At 65.8% G+C, this 19,711-nt stretch carries 18 protein-coding genes; 5 read left to right on the plus strand and 13 right to left on the minus strand.

Annotated elements, in window-relative coordinates; all coding sequences use genetic code 11:
* Positions 1–9 precede the first annotated feature (9 nt).
* The 10 genes from AADV58_RS07230 to AADV58_RS07275 all read right to left on the minus strand — a co-directional run bounded on the left by AADV58_RS07230 (position 10) and on the right by AADV58_RS07275 (position 12,846).
* The gene (locus AADV58_RS07230) at positions 10–1,155 is read right to left on the minus strand and encodes a GGDEF domain-containing protein (RefSeq protein WP_341744434.1); all 1,146 of its coding nucleotides are present in this window, start codon (positions 1,153–1,155) and stop codon (positions 10–12) included.
* Positions 1,156–1,256: 101 nt separating this feature from the next.
* Complete coding sequence (gene guaD, locus AADV58_RS07235; RefSeq protein ID WP_341744435.1) at positions 1,257–2,582, minus strand: guanine deaminase; 1,326 nt, start codon at positions 2,580–2,582, stop codon at positions 1,257–1,259.
* A 1-nt stretch (position 2,583) separates the two neighbouring features.
* A complete protein-coding gene (locus AADV58_RS07240) occupies positions 2,584–3,945 on the minus strand; it encodes an 8-oxoguanine deaminase (protein WP_341744436.1) in 1,362 nt (453 codons plus the stop codon).
* Complete coding sequence (locus AADV58_RS07245) at positions 3,942–4,862, minus strand: ABC transporter permease (RefSeq protein ID WP_028996006.1); 921 nt, start codon at positions 4,860–4,862, stop codon at positions 3,942–3,944. The genes AADV58_RS07240 and AADV58_RS07245 overlap by 4 nt, the downstream gene beginning before the upstream one ends.
* A gap of 12 nt (positions 4,863–4,874) precedes the next feature.
* Entirely contained in the window at positions 4,875–5,933 is a 1,059-nt protein-coding gene (locus tag AADV58_RS07250; RefSeq protein ID WP_028996005.1) for an ABC transporter permease, read from the minus strand.
* Positions 5,920–7,458 (minus strand): ABC transporter ATP-binding protein, encoded by a 1,539-nt coding sequence (locus AADV58_RS07255; protein ID WP_028996004.1) that lies wholly within the window; start codon positions 7,456–7,458, stop codon positions 5,920–5,922. The genes AADV58_RS07250 and AADV58_RS07255 overlap by 14 nt, the downstream gene beginning before the upstream one ends.
* Positions 7,459–7,460: 2 nt before the next feature.
* A complete protein-coding gene (gene xdhC / locus AADV58_RS07260; protein WP_341744437.1) occupies positions 7,461–8,468 on the minus strand; it encodes a xanthine dehydrogenase accessory protein XdhC in 1,008 nt (335 codons plus the stop codon).
* A gap of 1 nt (position 8,469) precedes the next feature.
* Positions 8,470–10,770 carry a xanthine dehydrogenase molybdopterin binding subunit gene (gene xdhB / locus AADV58_RS07265; protein ID WP_341744438.1) on the minus strand — a complete coding sequence of 767 codons (2,301 nt, stop codon included), beginning with the start codon at positions 10,768–10,770 and terminating at the stop codon, positions 8,470–8,472.
* The gene (gene xdhA, locus AADV58_RS07270; RefSeq protein ID WP_341744439.1) at positions 10,767–12,260 is read right to left on the minus strand and encodes a xanthine dehydrogenase small subunit; all 1,494 of its coding nucleotides are present in this window, start codon (positions 12,258–12,260) and stop codon (positions 10,767–10,769) included. The genes xdhB and xdhA overlap by 4 nt, the downstream gene beginning before the upstream one ends.
* 79 nt (positions 12,261–12,339) lie before the next feature.
* Positions 12,340–12,846, minus strand: coding sequence for a nucleoside deaminase (locus tag AADV58_RS07275; protein WP_341744440.1), 507 nt, complete (start codon positions 12,844–12,846; stop codon positions 12,340–12,342).
* Between the two features lie 162 nt (positions 12,847–13,008).
* Here AADV58_RS07275 and AADV58_RS07280 point away from each other — a divergent pair, with 162 nt between their 5' ends.
* From AADV58_RS07280 to AADV58_RS07300, 5 genes are all read left to right on the plus strand, one after another.
* Positions 13,009–14,088, plus strand: coding sequence for a BMP family ABC transporter substrate-binding protein (locus AADV58_RS07280; RefSeq protein ID WP_028996002.1), 1,080 nt, complete (start codon positions 13,009–13,011; stop codon positions 14,086–14,088).
* 90 nt (positions 14,089–14,178) lie between these two features.
* Complete coding sequence (locus AADV58_RS07285; RefSeq protein WP_281982190.1) at positions 14,179–14,748, plus strand: S1 family peptidase; 570 nt, start codon at positions 14,179–14,181, stop codon at positions 14,746–14,748.
* A gap of 135 nt (positions 14,749–14,883) precedes the next feature.
* Positions 14,884–15,042, plus strand: a complete 159-nt coding sequence (locus tag AADV58_RS07290; protein WP_157272554.1) for a hypothetical protein — start codon at positions 14,884–14,886, stop codon at positions 15,040–15,042.
* Positions 15,043–15,711: 669 nt separating this feature from the next.
* Positions 15,712–15,867 carry a hypothetical protein gene (locus tag AADV58_RS07295; protein ID WP_157272553.1) on the plus strand — a complete coding sequence of 52 codons (156 nt, stop codon included), beginning with the start codon at positions 15,712–15,714 and terminating at the stop codon, positions 15,865–15,867.
* A 291-nt stretch (positions 15,868–16,158) separates the two neighbouring features.
* Entirely contained in the window at positions 16,159–17,184 is a 1,026-nt protein-coding gene (locus AADV58_RS07300; protein ID WP_341744441.1) for an adenosine deaminase, read from the plus strand.
* A gap of 18 nt (positions 17,185–17,202) precedes the next feature.
* On the opposite strand, the gene AADV58_RS07305 is transcribed toward AADV58_RS07300, so the two are convergent.
* Genes AADV58_RS07305 through puuE form a run of 3 tightly spaced genes read right to left on the minus strand, consistent with a single transcriptional unit; the run spans position 17,203 to position 19,666 of the window.
* Entirely contained in the window at positions 17,203–17,697 is a 495-nt protein-coding gene (locus tag AADV58_RS07305; protein ID WP_341744442.1) for an ureidoglycolate lyase, read from the minus strand.
* On the minus strand, positions 17,694–18,722 hold the full coding sequence (gene alc / locus AADV58_RS07310) for an allantoicase (protein WP_341744443.1): 1,029 nt from the start codon (positions 18,720–18,722) through the stop codon (positions 17,694–17,696). Before alc ends, AADV58_RS07305 begins: the two co-directional genes overlap by 4 nt.
* Complete coding sequence (puuE, locus tag AADV58_RS07315; RefSeq protein WP_341744444.1) at positions 18,719–19,666, minus strand: allantoinase PuuE; 948 nt, start codon at positions 19,664–19,666, stop codon at positions 18,719–18,721. The genes alc and puuE overlap by 4 nt, the downstream gene beginning before the upstream one ends.
* Between the last annotated feature and the right edge of the window lie 45 nt (positions 19,667–19,711).

The following is a 19,711-nucleotide window of genomic DNA, read 5'->3' on the forward strand; positions in this document are numbered from 1 at the left end:
CGTCCCGACTTACTCGCTCAACTGCCCGCGTCCCGCCGCCTTGGCCCGGTATAGGGCGGCGTCGGAGCGCCGGCGCAGGTCTTCCAGTGTGGTGTCGCCGCTTTCCAGACAGGCCAGACCGGTGCTGAAATCGAGCGGGTAGCCGAGTTCGGCCGGTGCCATGTCTGCCAGTAGTCGACGCAGGCGGGCATCGTAACGCTGCGTCGCTGCGTTGCCGGCCAGCGGCAGCAGGGCACAGAATTCCTCGCCGCCGATTCGCGCCACCACGTCTTCCTGGCGCTGCTGGCTGTGCAGCAGCTTGCCGAACAGTCGCAAGGCGGCATCACCGGCTTCGTGGCCGCGTTGGTCGTTGATTGCCTTGAAGTGGTCGAGGTCGAAGGAGAGCAGGGCGAGCGGCTGGTTGTGCCGGCGGGCCAGGGCGAAGGTCCGTTCGCCGTGTTTTTCCCAGCCGCGGCGATTGAGCAGCGTGGTCAGCGGGTCGGTCAGGACCAGCGCTTCCAGGCGCAACTCGGCTTCTTCCCGCCAGGCCACGAGCAGTGAGACGTTGGCGAGCACCATGGCGACGTTGGCCACCAGCAGCGACGCCACGTTGACCGGATGCGGGGCAGCGAAATTCGGATAAAGCTCGGGGTAGAAAGCGCCCAGCACGCCGCGCGCCAGGGTCAGAACGCCCATCGTCGCAAAACAGGTGAGCAGGGCGAAGCGCCAGCTACCGCGCAGGGCGCTGCGCGGGCGCAGGGTGGCGTAGCAGAGGATGGCCAACTGCAGGGCGATGAGCAGGTTGGCCCAGCCGACGCGGGCGCTGTAGCTGTCGAACAGCAGCAGGTAGCCGATGGGCAGGGCGATGGCGAGTCCGCCCAGCAGGCGACCGCCGGCCCGCTCGCCCAACCATTCGCTAAGCGCCCGGAAAAGCAGCCAGTGACTCGTCCCGTAGCCTGCCATCGAGAGCGTCGACAACAGCCGGTTGGCCCAGTCGGGGGCGACCTGCTCGGACAGGATGACGGCGATCCAGGCCCCGGCATGCACGATCAGCGAGAGCCTGGCCGCCCGCGCCGCCGGGCTCAGTCTCTTGCCCATGATGACTGGCAGGAGCACGGCCAGGGCGAGCAGGTTGGTCACGCTGACGACGAGCAGCGTCTGTGGATCGAGCGACATGGAGGGAGGTGGAAGCAGGCCCGGGGGGCGGCAAAGGCGAACATGTTACCAGTTCGCCAGGCCCGCGAAAGCGCCCCGTCCCAGGCGAAGCAGCTGACGGATCAGTCCGCGGCGGCGGAGACTCTTTCCCCCAGCACATGCGTCGCCGTCACGCAGCGTTCGTCGCCGAGGATCATCAGCGCGAACAGCGTCGCCGCCAGTTCGTCGGTCTTTTCCAGGCGGAAGTCGAGTTCCGGCGTCGCGCGCGGGTTGAGGACGATGAAGTCGGCTTCCTTGCCGACCGCGAAGTTGCCGATGAACTCGTCGAGGTAGAGCGCCTGCGCGCCGCCCAGCGTGGCCAGGAACCAGGCGCGTAGCGGCGGCAGCGGGCGGCGGTGGACTTGCGAGACCTTGTAGGCTTCGTCGAGCGTGCGCAGCATGCTGAACGAGGTGCCGCCGCCGACGTCGGTGGCGAGGCCGACGCGGATGCTGGCATCGACGGCGGCAGCGTGGTTGAAGAAGCCGCTGCCGAGGAAGAGGTTGGAAGTCGGGCAGAAGGCTGCCGCCGTGCCGGTTTCGGCCATGCGCGCGACTTCGGCCGGCGACAGGTGGATGCAGTGGCCATAGATGCTGCGTGGGCCGAGCAGACCGTGGCGGTCGTAGACGTCGAGGTAGTCGCGCGCTTCCGGGAACAGCGACTTGACCCAGGCGATCTCGTCGAGGTTTTCGGCCAGGTGCGATTGCACGTGCAGGTCCGGTTTGCTTTGGTAAAGCTCGCCGGCCAGGCTGAGCTGGGCTGCGGTCGAAGTCGGCGCGAAGCGCGGCGTCAGGCAGTAGCGCAGCCGGCCCTGGCCGTGCCAGCGCTCGATCAGCGCCAGGCAGTCGCGCTCGGCGTCGGCGACGGTGTCGCACAGCGCCGGCGGCGCGTGGCGGTCCATCATGACCTTGCCGGTCAGCATGCGCAGCCGGCGTTTTTCGGCGCCGGCCATGAAGGCGTCGACCGAGCCGGCATGCACCGTCGAGAAGACGGCGGCGGTGGTCGTGCCGTGGGCGAGCAGGCGGTCGAGGAAGTAATCGGCGGTGTGTGCGGCGACTTCCGGGTCGGCGAAGGCGGTTTCGGCCGGGAAGGTGTAGTCGTTCAGCCAGTCGAGCAGTTGCCGGCCGAAGGAGGCGATCACCGCCGACTGCGGGTAATGGCAGTGGGTGTCGACCAGGCCGGGCAGGATCAGCTGGTCGCCGTAGTCGGTGATTTCGGCGGCGGCGCGTTCGGCTGGCGCGATGCTGGCTTCGACTGCCGCGCGCGTGCCGGCGGCAGCGATGCGGCCGGCGACGATCCACAGCGCGCCGTCGGGAAAGTACTCATAGCTGTCGGCGGCGTCCGCTTCGCCCGGGTCGGCGAGGAAGTGGAGGACGCGGCCGAAGACCAGTTGTTTGCGGGTGGCGTTCATGTCAGTGCGCAGTGTTGGCCAGTTGCCGGGCCAGCCGGTTATGTTCGGCGACCAGCGGCGGCAGGTCGAGCGGCAGCAAGTGGCCGTCGGTGACCACCGCCTTGCCGTTGATGATCGAATGGCGCACCGTTTGCGGTGTGCAGAAGACCAGCGCGGCGACCGGGTCATGCACGGCGGCGCCGGCCAGGTCGAGGCCGCCGGTAGCGAAGGCGACGAGGTCGGCGCTCATGCCCGGGGCGAGGGCGCCGATGTCGTCGCGGTTGAGGACTTTGGCACCGCCCAGCGTCGCCAGTTCCAGCGCCTGGCGGGCGCTCATCGCCGCCGGACCGTGGCCGACGCGGGCCAATAGCATCGCCTGTCGCGCTTCGCCGAGCAGGTGGGCGGCGTCGTTCGAGGCGCAGCCGTCGACGCCCAGCCCGACATTGACGCCGGCGGCGCGCATCGCCGGGATCGGCGCAATGCCGGAAGCCAGGCGCATGTTCGAGCACGGGCAATGCGCGACGCCGGTGCCGCTGCGGGCAAAAAGATCGATGCCCGGCGCGTCGAGCTTGACGCAGTGGGCGTGCCAGACATCGTGGCCGACCCAGCCGAGCGATTCGGCGTATTCGGCCGGCGTCATGCCGAACTTCTCGCGGCTGTAGGCGACGTCGTTGTCGTTCTCGGCGAGATGCGTGTGCAGTGAAACGCCGTAGCTGCGCGCCAGTTCGGTGGCGTCGCGCATCAGTTCGCGGCTGACCGAGAACGGCGAGCAGGGCGCGACGACGATGCGCTGCATGGCGTGGCGTTTGGGATCGTGCCAGGTTTCGATCAGGCGCTGCGTGTCTTTCAGAATCGCCGCTTCGTTTTCGACGAGGCGGTCCGGCGGCAGGCCGCCCTGGCTTTCGCCGACGCTCATGCTGCCGCGCGCGGCGTGGAAACGCATGCCGATGGTGGCGGCGGCTTCGATGCTGTCGTCGAGCCGGCTGCCGTTTGGGTATAGGTAGAGATGGTCGCTCGACGTGGTACAGCCGGAAAGGATCAGCTCGGCCATCGCGGTCAGCGTCGACACGCGGATCATTTCCGGTGTCAGCCCGGCCCAGATCGGATAGAGCCGGCGCAGCCAGCCGAACAGTTCGGCGTCCTGGGCGCCGGGGATGGCGCGGGTCAGGCTCTGGTACATGTGGTGGTGGGTGTTCACCAGGCCGGGCAGGGCGACCGTGCCGGCCAGCGAAATGACCTGATCGGCGGTGGTTGGCAGCTCGGCGCTGGGGCCGACCGCCTCGATCACGCCGTCGCGGATGAAGACGCCGCCACCGGGGATTTCGCGGCGGGCAGCGTCCATGGTGACGAGGACGTCGGCGTCCCTGAGCAGCAGTGTTGTCATGGCAGGAAAGGCTTGCCGAGCGAAGCCGGCAGGTTCAGTTGCAGCAGCTTGCGGTCGCGCGAGATCAGCACCAGGACGACGATGGTCGCCAGGTAAGGCAGCGCCGCCAGCAGTTGCACCGGCACCGAAATGCCGAGGCCCTGGGCGTGGAACTGCAGGATGGTGACGAAGCCGAACAGGTAGGCGCCGAGCATCAGCCGGGTTGGTTTCCAGGTGGCGAAAACGACCAGGGCGACGGCGATCCAGCCGCGTCCAGCGCTCATGTTCTGGACCCACAGCGGCGTGTACACCGTGGCCAGGTAGGCGCCGGCAATACCGGCCATGGCACCGCCGAAGATCACTGCGCCGTAACGGATGGCGATCACCGGGTAGCCGATCGCGTGGGCGGCCTCCGGCGCTTCGCCGACCGCCTTGAGCAGCAGGCCGAGGCGGGTTTTCGTCAGGGTCCAGGCGACAAGCGCGAAGGCGATCAGCGACAGGTAGACCACCCAGTCCTGCCGGAACAGCGCCGGCCCGAGCAGCGGGATGTCGCTGAGCAGCGGAATGGCGATCGGCTGCAGGCCGGGCAGGCTGTAGCTGACGTAGTGCTGGCCGATGAAGGCCGACAGGCCGATGCCGAAAATGGTCAGGGCCAGCCCGCAGGCGGCCTGGTTGGCGGTCAGCGACAGGGCGAAGAAACCGAAGATGGCTGCCGCCGCAGCGCCGGCCAGGGCGCCGGCGGGCAGGCCGATGACGGCGCCGTAGCCGGTCTCGGCGGCAGCGGCGAAGCCGGCGATGGCGCCGATCAGCATCATGCCTTCGACGCCGAGGTTGATGACGCCGCTGCGTTCGGCGACCAGTTCGCCGAGGCCGGCGAAGATCAGCGGGGTGGCGGCGGCGAGCGTGCCGGCGAGGATCAGGGGAAGGTAGTCGAGCATCGCAGTCTCCGGTCAGCGGGCGCGGCGGCGCAGGCGGTTATCGATGAAGGCGTCGGCGCCAAGCAGGAAGAACAGCAGCATGCCCTGGAAGATGCCGGTGATCGCCGCCGGCATCTGCAGGCTCAGTTGCGCTGCTTCGCCACCGAGGTAGATCAGCGCCATCAGTGTGCCGGCGAGGACGATGCCGAGCGGGTGCAGGCGACCAAGGTAGGCGACGATGATCGCTGCAAAGCCGTAGCCGGGCGAGATGTTGAGGTTCAACTGGCCGACCGGTCCGGCGACTTCGCCGACCCCGGCAAGGCCGGCGGTGAGACCGGAAATGACCAGGCTGAACCACACCGTCTGCTTCGCCGGAAAGCCGGCGTAGCGCGCCGCCGCCGGTGCCAGGCCGCCGACTTCGAGACGGTAGGCGAGAAAGCTCCTGGCGTTGAACAGCCAGAAGGCGAGCACCGCGAAAATGACGATCCACAGCGAACTGTTGATCCGGAAACCCTCGACCAGCAGGCCGAACAGCGCCGCGTCGTCGAACAGGATCGACTGCGGGAAGTTCATCCCCTCCGGGTCGCGCCAGGGGCCGTGCATCATGTACGACAGCAGGTGGCTGGCAACATAGGTCAGCATCAGCGTGGTCAGTGTTTCCTCGGCGTTGAAGCGCGTCTTGAGCAGCGCCGGGATGGCGCCCCACAAGGCGCCGCCGATGGCGCCGGCGACGACCATCGCCGGCAGTACCCAGGCGGCGCCGGTTTCGCCGTAGGCGATGCCGATGCCGCCGCCGAACAGCGCGCCGACGATCAACTGGCCTTCGGCGCCAATGTTGTAGATGCGCGCCTTGAAGCCGATCGCCAGGCCCTGGGCGATGAGGATCAGCGGGCAAGCCTTGATCAGCAGTTCGCTCCAGCCGTAGCCGGTGGTCAGCGGTTCGACGAAGAAAACGTGGAAGGAGTCGAGCGGCGACTTGCCGAGCGCCCAGAACAGCACGGAGCCGACCAGCAGCGTGGCGGCGATGGCGATCAGCGGCGCCGTCCAGCGCATCAGCTGCGACGGCTGGGCGCGGGGTTCAAGCAGGTGCATGGCTGACCTCCGCGTCGGTGTCGGTGAACAGGCCGGCCATCTGCAGGCCGACCGACTCGGCGTCGGCCAGCTCGCGTGCTTGCGGTGCCGACAGGCGGCCGGCGGCGAGGACGGCGATGCGGTCGCTGATTTCGAACAATTCCTCGAGCTCCTCGGAAATGACCAGGATGGCGACACCGCTGCGCGACAGATCGAGCAGCGTCTGGCGCAGGAAGGCCGAGGCGCCGACATCGACGCCCCAGGTCGGCTGGGCGACGATCATCAATTTGGGGGCGAGCATGATCTCGCGACCGACGATGAATTTCTGCAGGTTGCCGCCGGACAAGGAGCGGGCGGCGGCGCCTGGCCCGCCGCAGCGGACGTCGAAGCGGGCGATGCATTGCTCGGCGAAGGCCTGCGCCTTGTCGAAAGCGACCAGCCCCCAGCGCTTCATGCCCTGGCGGTGGCCGGTGAGCAGCGCGTTGCGGGCCAGCGACAGCGCCGGTACGGCGCCGCGCCCCAGTCGTTCTTCAGGAACGAAGACCAGGCCGCGGTCGCGCCGCCGGCCGGCGTCGAGGTGGCCGACGGCCTCGCCGGCCAGCCAGACCGCTTCGCGGTCCACCGTCGTTTCGCCGGACAAGGCGGCCAGCAGTTCGGCCTGACCGTTGCCGGAAATGCCGGCGATGCCGACGATCTCGCCGGCGTTCACCGTCAGCGAGATATCCTTGAGCGAGGTGCCGAAGGGGTCGTCGGACGCCAGGCTGAGGCGTTCGACCTGCAGCACCGGATGGACCGGACCGTGGTAGGGCGGGGCAACGCAGACCGGCAGCTCGCGGCCGATCATCATGCGTGCCAGCGAAGCTGGCGTTTCGTCGCGCGGGATCGCGGTGCCGGTCACCTTGCCGCCGCGCATGATGGTCGCGCTGTCGCACAGCGACTGGATTTCGTGCAGCTTGTGGCTGATGTAGAGGATGGAAACGCCTTCGGACGCCAGCCGGCGCAAGGTCTCGAACAGTTTCTGCACGGCCTGCGGCGTCAGCACCGAGGTCGGCTCGTCGAGGATCAGCAGCTTGGGGTCCTGCAGCAGGCAGCGGACGATCTCGACCCGCTGGCGCTCGCCGACCGACAGGCTATGTACCAGCCGGTGCGGATCGAGCGGCAGGCCGTAGCGTTCGGAAACCTCTTTCACCCTTACCGCCAGCGCCGCAAGGTCAAAGGCTTCGTCGAGGACCAGGGCGATGTTCTCGACCACGCTCAGCGTCTCGAACAGCGAAAAATGCTGGAAGACCATGCCGATGCCCAGGCGGCGCGCCTGCGCCGGATTGCTCACGTTCACCTGGCGACCGTCCCAGAGCATTTCGCCACTGTCGGCCTTGACCGCGCCGTAGATGATCTTCATCAGCGTGCTCTTGCCGGCCCCGTTTTCGCCGAGGATGGCGTGGATCTCGCCGGGCATCACGCTCAGGCTGATGTCGTCGTTGGCGACGACGCTGGGATAGCGTTTGCTGATGTGCAACAACTTGAGACGGGCTTCGGGCGAGCTCATGCTTACTCCGGCAGGTCGGGGCGAACGGGAATGGTGCTCAGGCGCGGACGGCCGGCCTGGTGCAGCAACTGGCGTGCATGATGCAGGCTGAGCAGTTCGGCGGCAACCGCCAGGGCAATCGCTGACGGTTCCTTGCCGACGATGCCGGGAATGCCGATCGGGCAGGTCATCTCGCGCAGGCGGTCGGGTGCCAGACCACGGTCGCGCAGCCGGCGCTCGAAACTGGCGCGTTTGCTGTGCGAGCCGATCAGCCCGAAATAGGCGAAGTCGCGGCGGCGGAAGATCGCCTCGCACAGCGCAAAATCCAGCGTGTGGCTGTGCGTCATGACAACGAAGAAAGTGCCGGCCGGCGCTTGTGCCACTTCGCTTTCGGGCAGGTCGGTGAGGCGGGTGTCGACACCGCTCGTATCGACATCGGCAAAGGCTTGGTCACGCGTGTCGATCCAGGTGACGGTGGCGCCCAGTGGCAGCAACTGGCGGATCAGTGCCCGGGCGACGTGGCCGGCCCCGAAAACCCAGACCGGGAAGGCGCTGCCGGCGATGTCCTGCACGAAATGCCAGTCCTCCGGCCCGCCGAGCAAGGCGGTGGCGCAGGCGGCGGCGCCGGTCTGCCAGGTCGATGCCGTATCGCCGGCGGCCAGCCGCCGTTGCAGGCGGGCGCCGCCAGCCAGCGCGGCGCTGTGCTGCGCCCAGACGGCAGCCTCGTTGGCGGAAATCCTCTCATAGGCCAGCCAGACGACACCGCCGCAACACTGGCCGAGTCGGGCGCCGAGCGCGTAGCGCACCACCTGCGGCCGGCCGCCACCGGCCAGCAGGCGGTCGGCGTGGGCAGTCGCCTGCCATTCGAGGTGGCCGCCGCCGATGGTCAGTTCGGTGTCGCTGGCGCCGACCAGCATCGTCGTCCCGGCGTCGCGCGGCGCCGAGCCCTGGACGGCGGCGACGGTGACCAGCACGACGTCCTCGCCAGCGGCGAGGCGGGCGGCCAGCGGGGCGACCCAGTCGGCGGCCATGTCAGCTGCCCCCACCGGAAATTGCGCGCAGGATCGCTTCCGGCGTTGCCGGCGCGTCGAGCTGCAGTGGCCGGCCGGCCGGCAGGGCGGCAGCAACCGCATCGCGCAGCGCCTGATACACCGAGAGGGCGAGCATGAACGGTGGTTCGCCGACCGCCTTCGAGCGGTGGATGCTGTCCTCGACGTTGGCGTTGTCGTAGAGGCGGACGTTGAAGACGTCCGGCAGGTCGCTGGCGGTCGGGATCTTGTAGGTCGACGGCGCGTGGCTCATCAGCTTGCCGTCCGGACGCCACCACAGTTCCTCGCTGGTCAGCCAGCCCATGCCCTGGACGAAGCCGCCTTCGATCTGGCCGATGTCGAGCGCCGGATTGATCGAGCGGCCGGCGTCGTGGAGGATGTCCACGCGCAGCACGCGGCTCTCGCCGGTCAGCGTGTCGATGGCCACCTCGCTGCAGGCGGCGCCGTAGGCGAAGTAGTAGAAGGGGCGGCCGAGCTTGGTCACCGGGTCGAAATGGATTTTCGGCGTCTTGTAGAAACCGGCGTCCCACAACTGGATGCGCGCGCGGTAGGCGCGCATGACGAGGTCGGCGAAGGCTTCGTCGAAACCTGGCGCGCGCACCCGGCTGTCGGCGAACTGCACGTCGGCGGCGGCGACCGCGCCGTTGGTCAGTTCGCCGACAAAGGCGGCCAGTCGCGCCTTGATGTTGTTGCACGCCGCCTGCGCCGCCTTGCCGTTGAGGTCGGTACCGCTCGACGCGGCAGTGGCCGAGGTGTTGGCGACGCGCCGGGTGTCGGTGGACGAGAGGCGGACATCTTCGAAAGGCAGGCCGAATTCGTGGGCGACGATCTGCTTGATCTTGGTGTACAAGCCCTGGCCCATTTCGGTGCCGCCGTGCGAGACGAGCACGCTGCCGTCGGTGTAGACATGGACCAGCGCGCCGGCCTGGTTGTAGTGCGTGGCGTTGAACGAGATGCCAAACTTGATCGGAGTCAGCGCGATGCCGCGTTTCAAGACCGGGCTGCCGGCGTTGAATTTGGCAATCGCCGCGCGGCGGGCGGTGTAGGCACAATCGCGTTCGAGTTCGGCGACCAGCGCCGGGGCGACGTTGTCCTCGACGAGCGTGCCGTAGGGCGTGGTGCTGCGCGCGCCCGGTTCGACGTCGTAGAAGTTGGCGCGGCGGATGGCCAGCGGGTCGAGGCCGAGGTGGCGGGCGATGTCGTCGAGCACGTTCTCGATGACGAACATCCCCTGCGGCCCGCCAAAACCGCGAAATGCCGTGTTGGAGACGCGGTTGGTCCTGCAGCGCAGGCTTTTCAGGGCGAGCGCGTCGAGGTAGTAGGCGTTGTCGATGTGGCAGATGGTGCGGTCGTTGACCGGCCCCGAGAGGTCGGCCGAGTGGCCGCAGTCGGACGCGAATTCGAGTTTCAGGCCGAGCAGGCGGCCGCTGTCGTCGAAGGCGCTGTCCCAGTGGTAGCGGTAGGGGTGGCGCTTGCCGGTGGCGACCATGTCGTCATCGCGGTCGAGGCGGATTTTCACTGCCCGGCCGGTGCGTGTGGCGAGCAGCGCGGCCAGGCAGGCCCATTGCGCTGATTGCGATTCCTTGCCGCCGAAGCCGCCGCCCATGCGCCGGCATTCGACGCTGACGCGGTGGGCGCGCCAGCCCAGGCAATGGGCGACCAACTGCTGCATTTCGGTCGGGTGCTGGGTCGAGCAGAGCACGTGCAGCGTGCCGTCGTCGCCCGGCTGGGCATAGGAAATCTGGCCTTCGAGGTAGAAATGTTCCTGACCGCCAAGCACGGCGTTGCCGCTCAGGCGGTGCGGCGCGTCGGCAAAGGCGGCGTCGATGGCGCCGCGCTGCATGAAAAACGGCGGCAGCACCCAGGATTCGGCGGCAATCGCCGCGTCCACGTCGAGGATGGGCGGCTCGATGTCGTAGTCGATCCTGGCCAGACGCGCTGCCTGGCGGGCGATGTCGCGCGTCTCGGCGGCGACGACGAAGACCGGCTGGCCGTGGAAGCTGACCGTGTCGGCGGCGAGGATGGGGTCGTCGTGCAGGATCGGCCCGCAATTGTTTTCGCCGGGGATGTCGGCGGCGGTGAGCACGGCGCGCACGCCGGGACAAGCGCGCACGGCGCTGAGGTCGATGTTGCGGATGCGGCCACGGGCGACGGTCGATAAACCGGGCGCCGCGTGCAGCGTGCCGGCGGCTTCCGGCAGGTCGTCGATGTAGTGGGCGCGGCCGCTGACGTGCAGGCGGGCGCTTTCGTGCGGCAGCGGGCGGCCGATCAGCGTATCGCTCATGGCTGGTCCTCCGGGGCGATCGGCGTCAGCGCAGCGAGGCGGACCGGCGTATCGCCGGCGCCCGAAGTTTCCAGCCAGAAGCGTTGCAGCAGGTTGGCGGCGACGCTCAGCCGGTAGGCGCTGCTGGCGCGCACGTCGGTGAAGGGGGCGAAATCGCTGCCCAGCGCGTCCATCGCCCGGCGCACGGCGGCGGCGTCCCACGGTCGGCCGAGCAGCGCCGCTTCGGCGCCGGCGGCTCGCTTCGGGGTCGCGGCCATGCCGCCGAAGGCGAGGCGGGCGCGGCGGATGCAGCCTTCGTCGTCAACATGGACGGCCAGCCCGCAGGCGACTGCAGAAATGTCCTGGTCGAGTCGCTTGGCCACCTTGTAGCTGCGGAAGTGGCGTTTTAGCCCGGCGGCCGGCGCGTCGAGGACGAGCGCGCGGACGAATTCGCCGGCGGCCAGCGCCGTCTTCTGGTAATCGAGGTAGAAGTCTTCCAGCGCCATTTCCCGCGTCGCGTCACCGCGCTGCAGCACGATGCGTGCGCCGAGGGCGATCAGCGCCGGCATCGAATCGCCGATCGGCGAGCCGTTGGCGACGTTGCCGCCGAGTGTGCCGGCGTTCTTGACCGGCGTCGAGGCAAATCGTCGGGCCAGTTCGGCCCATTGCGGCTCGAAGGCGGTGAGCGCCGCGAAGGCGTCGGTCAGGGTGGCGCCGGCACCGATTTCCAGCCGGCCGGGGCCGATCTGGATGCGCTTGAGTTCGGCGACGGCGCCGGTCAGGATCAGTTCGCCGAGGTCGCGCCCCTGCTTGGTTACCCACAGGCCGACATCGGTGCCGCCGGCGACCAGCCGGGCTTGCGGTAGCCGCTCGCGCAGTTCGGCGAGTTCGGCCAATGTGCGCGGGCTGTGGCTGCGCCGGCCGTCGCCGACGTAATCGAGCGGCGGCAGCTCGGCCAGCGTTTTCAAGGCGGCGATTACCGGCAGGCGGTCGAGCTGGCGACGCGGCAGCGCGTAGGCGTCGCGCGCGGCATCGACGATCGGCCGGTAGCCGGTGCAGCGGCACAGGTTGCCGGACAGCGTGTGGTCGATCTCGTCGCGTTCCGGGCAATGGTCCTGGTTTTCATAAAGGGCGAACAGCGACATGGCGAAACCCGGCGTACAGAAACCGCATTGCGAACCGTGCCGGTCGACCAGCGCCTGCTGTACCGGGTGCAGTTGCTCGCCGGCCGCCAGGTCCTCGACCGTGAACAGCGCCTTGCCGTCGAGCGCGGGCAGGAACTGGATGCAGGCATTGACCGCGCGCAGGCGCAATTCCTCGGCACCGGGTGCGCCGACCAGTTCGCCGATGACCACCGTGCACGCGCCACAGTCGCCCTCGGCGCAACCTTCCTTGGTCCCGGTCTGGCAGAGATCCTCGCGCAGGTACTGGAGCACCGTGCGCGTCGGTGCTGCCCCCTGTATGGCGTGGATGGCGCCGCGGAAATAGAACTGGATCGGACGTTCGGACATGGCTGCAAGTTTCGCTGATGGCATGGATCAAAATTAGCACAGGGCGTGTGTGCCGGGCAGCACCCGCCATGGATAAGGACTATGCGCCGGGGCTTATGGTTCGCCAGAATCCGGCGTGCGGCGCTGCCGCCTCGTCTTCCAGGCAGGGGCCGACGACCTCGATGCGGCGCTGGCCGCGGGCGAAGACCTCGCGGCAGGGCAGGGCGAAGGTCGGGTTTTCCGGATGGTCGCCGGTCAGCGTCAGCAGTCGGTGTTCGGACAGCGCATAGACGACGCGGCCGATGCCGCACCAGTAGATTGCCCCGGCGCACATGGCGCAGGGCTCGGCGCTCGAATACAGCGTACACCGGGCGAGCTGGGCCGGCGTCAGCAGGCGGGCGGCACGAGCAGCGGCGACCAGTTCGGCGTGGCGGGTCGGATCGCCTTCGGGCGGCAGCGAATCGTTGCCGGCTTCGACCACGATGTTGTCGTGCTCATCGACGACGATGGCCGCGAATGGGTGCTTGCCGGCATCGCGGACCTGGCGGGAGAGCATGATGCAGTGCTGCAGGAAACGGGTATCCTTGCCGTTCGGCTGGGGGTGCATGGGGAAACCTCCGATCAATGTTGCCTGGCATTATCCGGCGTCGGGCCGGCGCGTGATGACAGCGGCGAGCAATACTGTTCATAACGTTGGCAAGATAGGTTGCTGCGGCGTGCGTTGTTACAGTGAAGGCGATTCAACAAACCCCGTAAAGGAGATTTCCGCATGATTCCGAAAAGCTTCAAGACCCTTGCCGCTGCAGGCCTGCTCGCGCTCTCCTGCGTTGCCGGCGCGCAGACCGGTGCCCCCCTCAAGGCTGGCTTTGTCTACATCGGCCCGACCGGCGACCACGGCTGGACCTATTCCCATGATGTCGGGCGCAAGTCCGTTGAAGCCCAGTCCGGCGGCAAGGTGAAAACCAGCTACGTTGAAAACGTCCCGGAAACCGCCGACGCCGAACGCGTCTTCCGCGATATGGCCCAGAAGGGCCACAAGGTCGTCTTTGGCACCTCTTTCGGTTACATGAACCAGATGGTCAAGGTCGCCAAGGCCTTCCCCAACACGGTTTTCATGCACGCCACCGGCTACAAGACCGACAAGAACCTCGGCGTCTACGACGTCCGCACCTACGAAGGCGCCTACATGCTCGGCGTCATCGCCGGCAAGATGAGCAAGGGCAACAAGCTTGGCGTCGTCGGTTCGATCCCCATTCCGGAAGTCATCCGCAACATCAACGCATTCACGATTGGCGCCCGCAGCGTCAACCCGGCCGCCACGACCCGCGTCATCTGGGTCAATAGCTGGTTCGATCCGGGCAAGGAACGCGAAGCCGCGCTGGCGCTGATCGCCCAGGGCGCTGATGTGCTCATGCAGAACACCGATTCCCCGGCCGTCGTCCAGGTCGCCCAGGAAAAAGGCGTGCTCGCCTTCGGCTGGGATTCCGACATGAGCAAGTTCGGCGGCAAGGCCCACCTGGCCGCGTCGATCCTGAACTGGGGCGTGATCTACAAGAAGACGCTCGACGAAGTCCAGGCCGGTACCTGGAAGAGCGGCGACATCTGGTGGGGCGTCAAGGAAGGCGCAGTCAACATCGACAACTTCGGCCCGGCCGTTTCCCCCGAGCTGAAGAAGATCGCCGAACAGCGCCGCGACGATATCAAGTCCGGCAAACTCCACCCCTTCACTGGCCCGCTCAAGGACCAGTCGGGCAAGGTCGTCCTCGCCGCCGGCAAGAGCTACACCGACCCCGAACTGAAGCAGATGAACTTCTACGTCGAAGGCGTCGAAGGTTCGATCCCGAAGTAAGCAGCAACACGGCACCGGCCGGTTTCGCCCGGCCAATGCACAAAGCCCCCGGCCTTGGTCGGGGGCTTTGTTTTAGTGTTTAATCACGGCATGAAATCCATCGTCATGCTATTCCTCTCGCTGTTGCCGGTTTCTGTCCTAGCTGAGAATCCTTACGCGGTTGAATCCGCAATTTATAAAGTTGTTGTTCCGGTCGGCAATTCAAACTATTTCGGCACCGGCGTACTGTTGTCACCCGACAGGATTTTGACGAATTGTCATATCGTCCAGGGCAAGGGCGGATGGCCGAAGGTGATGCAGAGAAAGACAGGCGATTGGTTCAAGGTGGCAAAGTACTACCAGCTTGGAAAGCTTGACGCCTGTGTTCTTGTCGGGGGCTTCCGGGGGCAGCCTGTTGCGCCTAGTGCGAAGATCGTCGAAGGAGAAAACATCTGGCTGTATGGATATCCATCAGGCATTCCGGTAATCGGGCAGGGGTCTGTCCTTGGGTATGCTGATGGCGGAAAAACCTTGAAGCTCGGGGCTTTCTGCTCGGGAGGATCGTCGGGCGGACCGGTACTGAATGCTCGCGGCGAATTAATCGGCCTCAATTTCGCCGTCTATCGCTATCAAAAATCCTGTCTCGCCATTCCTGTGAGCGAATTGCGGCCGTATCTATAGTTGCGATCGATGTGCTTCCCGATTTGGCGCGTTTGCACTCAATGGGCATGCTTGTTGTGACAGGTGGAAATTAACCGTTGTCAGGACATCGGCCACTGCGGACCGTCGGGCTGTGGCCAGTGTCGGGTTGAAGCAATGAGCTGGGCGCTGGCCGAACCCGAATTGAATATTCCGTTGCTGATTCGGGAATCGATGCGGCTCCTGATCGAGGAAATCCGTCTCCTGGAGCTGCGCATTTCCCGCCTTGAAGGCGAACTTACCGCAATGGCCAGACAAAGCCCAGCCTGCACCTGAACTGAACTGCAGCCTGGAGTCTTGTTATTCCGTATGGTTCGCGGCACGATGCGGGCACTTCGTTAGGCAAACATAACTGCTTCATACTTTCACAAGGGAAAGGCATGTATTGGTACTTCAAAATCTTAAGCTACTCCTTATTTGTGCTCGCCATAGCTTTATTGTTTTATAGATTGCACCTGTTGTTCACAGGAAACAGAGTTTTTGGTGTGGTCACTAATTTAATAACTAGAAACAGAACAATTACTGGTATAGCCAAATCAACACTCATGGAAATTTCTTACAAGAATTCAAGCGGAGTTGACTGCAAATTTGAAGCTGACAATGGATTATTGGTTTTTATCTATAAAATAGGAGATTCGGTAAGTTTATCAGAGAGAAATGGCAAAATAATCGTTAATTCATTATTCAATATTCTCGCTGCGCCCATTTTTTTATTTGCAATGAGTTACGTGGTTTTTAATTTTCTTGCCTAATAAATCAAAGGAATGCGGGGGCATGGAAAATCGCGGAATCAATAGTTCAAAACCGTGTTTTTTCATCAGAAGAATTTGGCGTATTTGAAATCGCGGGCGGCGCAAAAAATCTTGGTTCAGCGACATCCGGCACGGCAGCCATAGCATCGTGTTGGCGCTGTGGCGCTCAAAAGTTGCCGAGCAAAACAAGCGCATGAAACTGCACAACAGCATGAAGAAGCCATTTAAAGCAAAAGCACTGTTGGCTATCGCGGCGCAACCACTTGTAACGCCCAGTTCAAGTCTGCGCCTAACAACTGGTTCAAAACGCTCGCTTCGCTCAATGGGACGGGCTAAAGCCCGCCTCTAACCAAATGTTGAACATCCGCTTTCACAATCGACCAAGTTCCGCTTCGGGTCGGGAGCACGAATTCGCTTAATGGGCAAGCAGCCGTTAGAGGCGTTTGGGAGCTGGACGGCAGTTGACCGACACATTGCCGTCTGTGTCTCGTTTAAGGCCCAAGCTCGGCTAAGGCCGACAAGTAGCCCCCTTTCACACTCCTCCCGCAATCCCCGATCTCCAATGCCGGTTATACGCCCGCCGCACGGCCGCTTCTCGTAGAATCGGGCCGACGCCGCGCTTTCACGGAGAATTTCTGCGATGACCACCCACGACCCCGTTCTTGAACTCGTCTGCCGCATGCCCAAGGCCGAGCTGCATGTGCATATCGAGGGCACGCTTGAGCCCGATCTGGCTTTCGCGCTGGCCCGGCGCAATGGCATTGCGCTGCCTTATGCCGATGAGGCAGCGTTGCGGGCGGCTTATGATTTCGACAGCCTGCAGTCCTTTCTTGATCTCTACTACGCTTGCGCCGACGTGCTGCGTACGGCCGATGATTTCCGCGACCTGATGCTTGCCTACCTGGAACGGGCAGCGGCCGATAATGTGGTTCATGCCGAGATTTTCTTCGATCCGCAGACCCATACGGCGCGGGGCATTTCCTATTTGACGGTGCTCGACGGCCTCGAGGAGGGGCTGCGTATCGGGCTTCAGCGTTGGGGGATCAGTGGCCTGCTGATTCTCTGTTTCCTGCGTCACCTGAGTGAGGAAGATGCGTTCGCCACGCTGGCCGAAGCCGAGCCCTGGCTCGACCGGATTCACGGCTTCGGCCTCGATTCTTCGGAAAAGGGCCATCCGCCGAGCAAATTCGCGCGGGTTTTCGCGCGCTGCCGCGAACTCGGCAAGCCGGTGGTCGCTCATGCCGGCGAGGAGGGGCCGCCGGCCTATGTGGTTGAGGCGCTCGACCTGCTCGGCTCGGCGCGTATCGACCACGGCGTGCGCGCGGTCGAGGACCCGGAACTGGTCGCACGGCTGGCGCGCGAGGCGATCCCGCTCACCGTCTGCCCGCTGTCCAACCTGCGCCTGTGCGTGTTCGGCTCGATGGCCGAGCACACGCTACCGCAACTGCTCGCGGCCGGCGTGCGGGTCACCGTCAACAGCGATGATCCGGCTTACTTCGGCGGTTACCTGAACGACAACATCCGCGCCGTTCAGGCGGCTTTCGGCTTTGACGCGGCGACCTGGCAGCGCATTGCCCGCAACAGCTTTGAGGCGAGTTTTGTCGATGCCGCCCAGAAGGCGGTGTGGATCGCCGAACTCGACCGCGTTGTCGGGCAAGGCGCCTGATCGCCGGATTGTTTGCCCTCAGGCCAGCGCCAACTGCACTGGCGGCGTGATCGCGGTCTCGTCGCAGTTGTTGCCGGGGCCGCTGCGGTCGATGACGAGGAAGTCGCTAACTGCGTTGAGCGCCAGCAGCGGGTGGTGCCAGGTGCCGGGCGCGTAATTGACGCCCGCGCCGGGCTGGGCGAGGAAGGCGCGCAGGTCGTCGGGGCCGGGCGGGGGGCCGGGCGGTGCGACGACGATCAGGTAAGGCTGGTCGCCGAGCGGCATGAAGGCCTGCGAGCCGAGCGGATGGCGTTCCAGCATTTCGATGGCGAAGGGCAGGGCGCGCGGCTGGCCACGGAAGAGGCTGACGATCAGTTTGCCGTCCGGGCCGGGCACCAGTTCGGCGAGATCGTGGTAGCGCTCGGTGTTGCCGCCGTTGATGGAAAAATGCCGTTGCGCGGCGTTGACCGCGATGACTTCGCCGAAGGGGGCGAAGGCGCTTGCGGTCAACGGTTCCGGAAGAAGAATTTTCACCGCGCCACCTTGCCCCACAGGCGCAGCCTTGAAACGCCGCCGTCCGGGATGATGTTCAGGCGCACGTGCGTCACCGGGCCGAGGTCGGCCAGGCCGTCGAAGGTGTGGATGGCGTCCATCGACAGTTTCTGTTCGGCGAGCAGCACCGGCCAGAACATGCTCTGGGTGATCACCGACTGGTCGGTGCCGCCGTCCATGCGCGCCGCCTGGATCGAGCAGCGGTCGGGGAAGTTGCCCTTGAAGTGGGCGGTGTCGACCTCGACACGCTCGATGATGCCGGGCGCGCCCAGTTGCAGGATGCACCAGTCGTTGCCCGGTTCGCGGCGGCGGCGGGTTTCCCAGCCGTCGCCCATGTTGATGCCGCGGCCGGGGGCGATCAGGTTGGCCGCCGAGCCGAAGTGGGCGTCGTTCCAGGCCACCGCGCGGCCGCCGTTTTCCAGCGCGACGAGGTCGTAGATGCGGTCCGGCTCGCTGGCGTCGAAAACGCCGACCGGCTGGCCGTAGGCGCGCAGACGGGCGATGCCGCCGTCCGGGTACATGTTGATGCGCAGGTGGCTCCAGGTGTCGGCGCTGTCGACGGCGAGCAGGTGGTGGCTGTTGCCGGTCAGCGTGGTGGACGGCAGGATGCGCGTCCAGCGGGCCTTGGCCAGGACTTCGGGGTCGTCCGACTCGCAGTCGGTGGCGTCGATCGAGACGGCCGGCGCGAAGTTGCCGGTGAAGTGGCTGGTATCGACGTCGAAGCCGCGCAAGATGCCGCGCCGGCCGAGCTTGACCAGGCTCCAGTCGTAGCCGGTGGTGCGCTTGCGGCGGGTTTCCCAGCCGTCCATCCACTTGCCGTTGGCGTCGTACTTGCCGGGCACGAAAACCGCCGGCTCGGGGTCGAGCATGCGTTCGAGCGGGGCGAAGAACTCGTCGGTGGCGAACAGCGCGCGGGCGCCGATGCGGGTGTCGGCGAGGTTGACCGAACGCTTGGCCCAGTCGGGCAGGTCGGCGGCGGCGGAAACGATGGGGGCGGCGTGGATCATTTTTTATCGTCCTGGCGGTAGGGATGGGTCGCCTGCCAGTGGCGGGCGATGTCGAGGCGACGGCAGACCCAGACGCGGTCGTGCCGTTCGATGTGATCGAGGAAGCGCTGCAGCGCGAGGAAGCGGCCGGGCCGGCCGAGCAGGCGGCAGTGCATGCCGATCGAGAGCATCTTCGGCGCTTCCTCGCCTTCGGCGTAGAGCACGTCGAAGCTGTCCTTCAGGTACTGGAAGAACGGGTCACCGTGGCTGAAGCCCTGCGGCAGGCAGAAGCGCATGTCGTTGGTGTCGAGCGTGTACGGCACGATCAGGTGCGGCACCGTGCTGCCGTCGGTTTTGGTGACTTCGGTCCAGAACGGTAGGTCGTCGCCGTAGTAATCGCTGTCGTAGAGGAGGCGCCCGTCGTCGGCAACCAGGCGGCGGGTGTTCGGCGAATCGCGGCCGGTGTACCAGCCGAGCGGGCGGCTGCCGGTCATCTGTTCGATGACTTCCAGCGCTAGGCGCATGTGCTCGCGCTCGGTTGCTTCGTCCATCGTCTGGTAGTGAATCCAGCGCCAGCCGTGGCAGGCGATCTCGTGGCCCAGTTCGACGAAGGCGGCGGTGACTTCCGGGCTGCGCTGCAGCGCCATGCCGACGCCGAACACGGTGAGCGGCAGGCCGCGTTTCTCGAATTCCTTGAGGATGCGCCAGACGCCGGTGCGCGAGCCGTATTCGTAGATCGACTCCATCGACAGGTGGCGGTCCGGGTAGCTGGCCGGGTTGAACATTTCGGAGAGGAATTGTTCGGAGCCGGCGTCGCCGTGCAGCACGCAGTTCTCGCCGCCTTCCTCGTAGTTGAGGACGAACTGGACGGCGATGCAGGCGTTGCCCGGCCATCGGGCGTGCGGCGGGTTGCGGCCATAACCGGCCAGATCACGTGGGTATTCGCTTTTCCGTATATGGCTCATGGTCGGCTCCAACTATACTGCTGCCCTTGTCGTTTATCGAGAAAT

Origin of the sequence: Azonexus hydrophilus (assembly GCF_038368255.1) — a bacterium.
GTDB classification, from domain to species: domain Bacteria; phylum Pseudomonadota; class Gammaproteobacteria; order Burkholderiales; family Rhodocyclaceae; genus Azonexus; species Azonexus hydrophilus.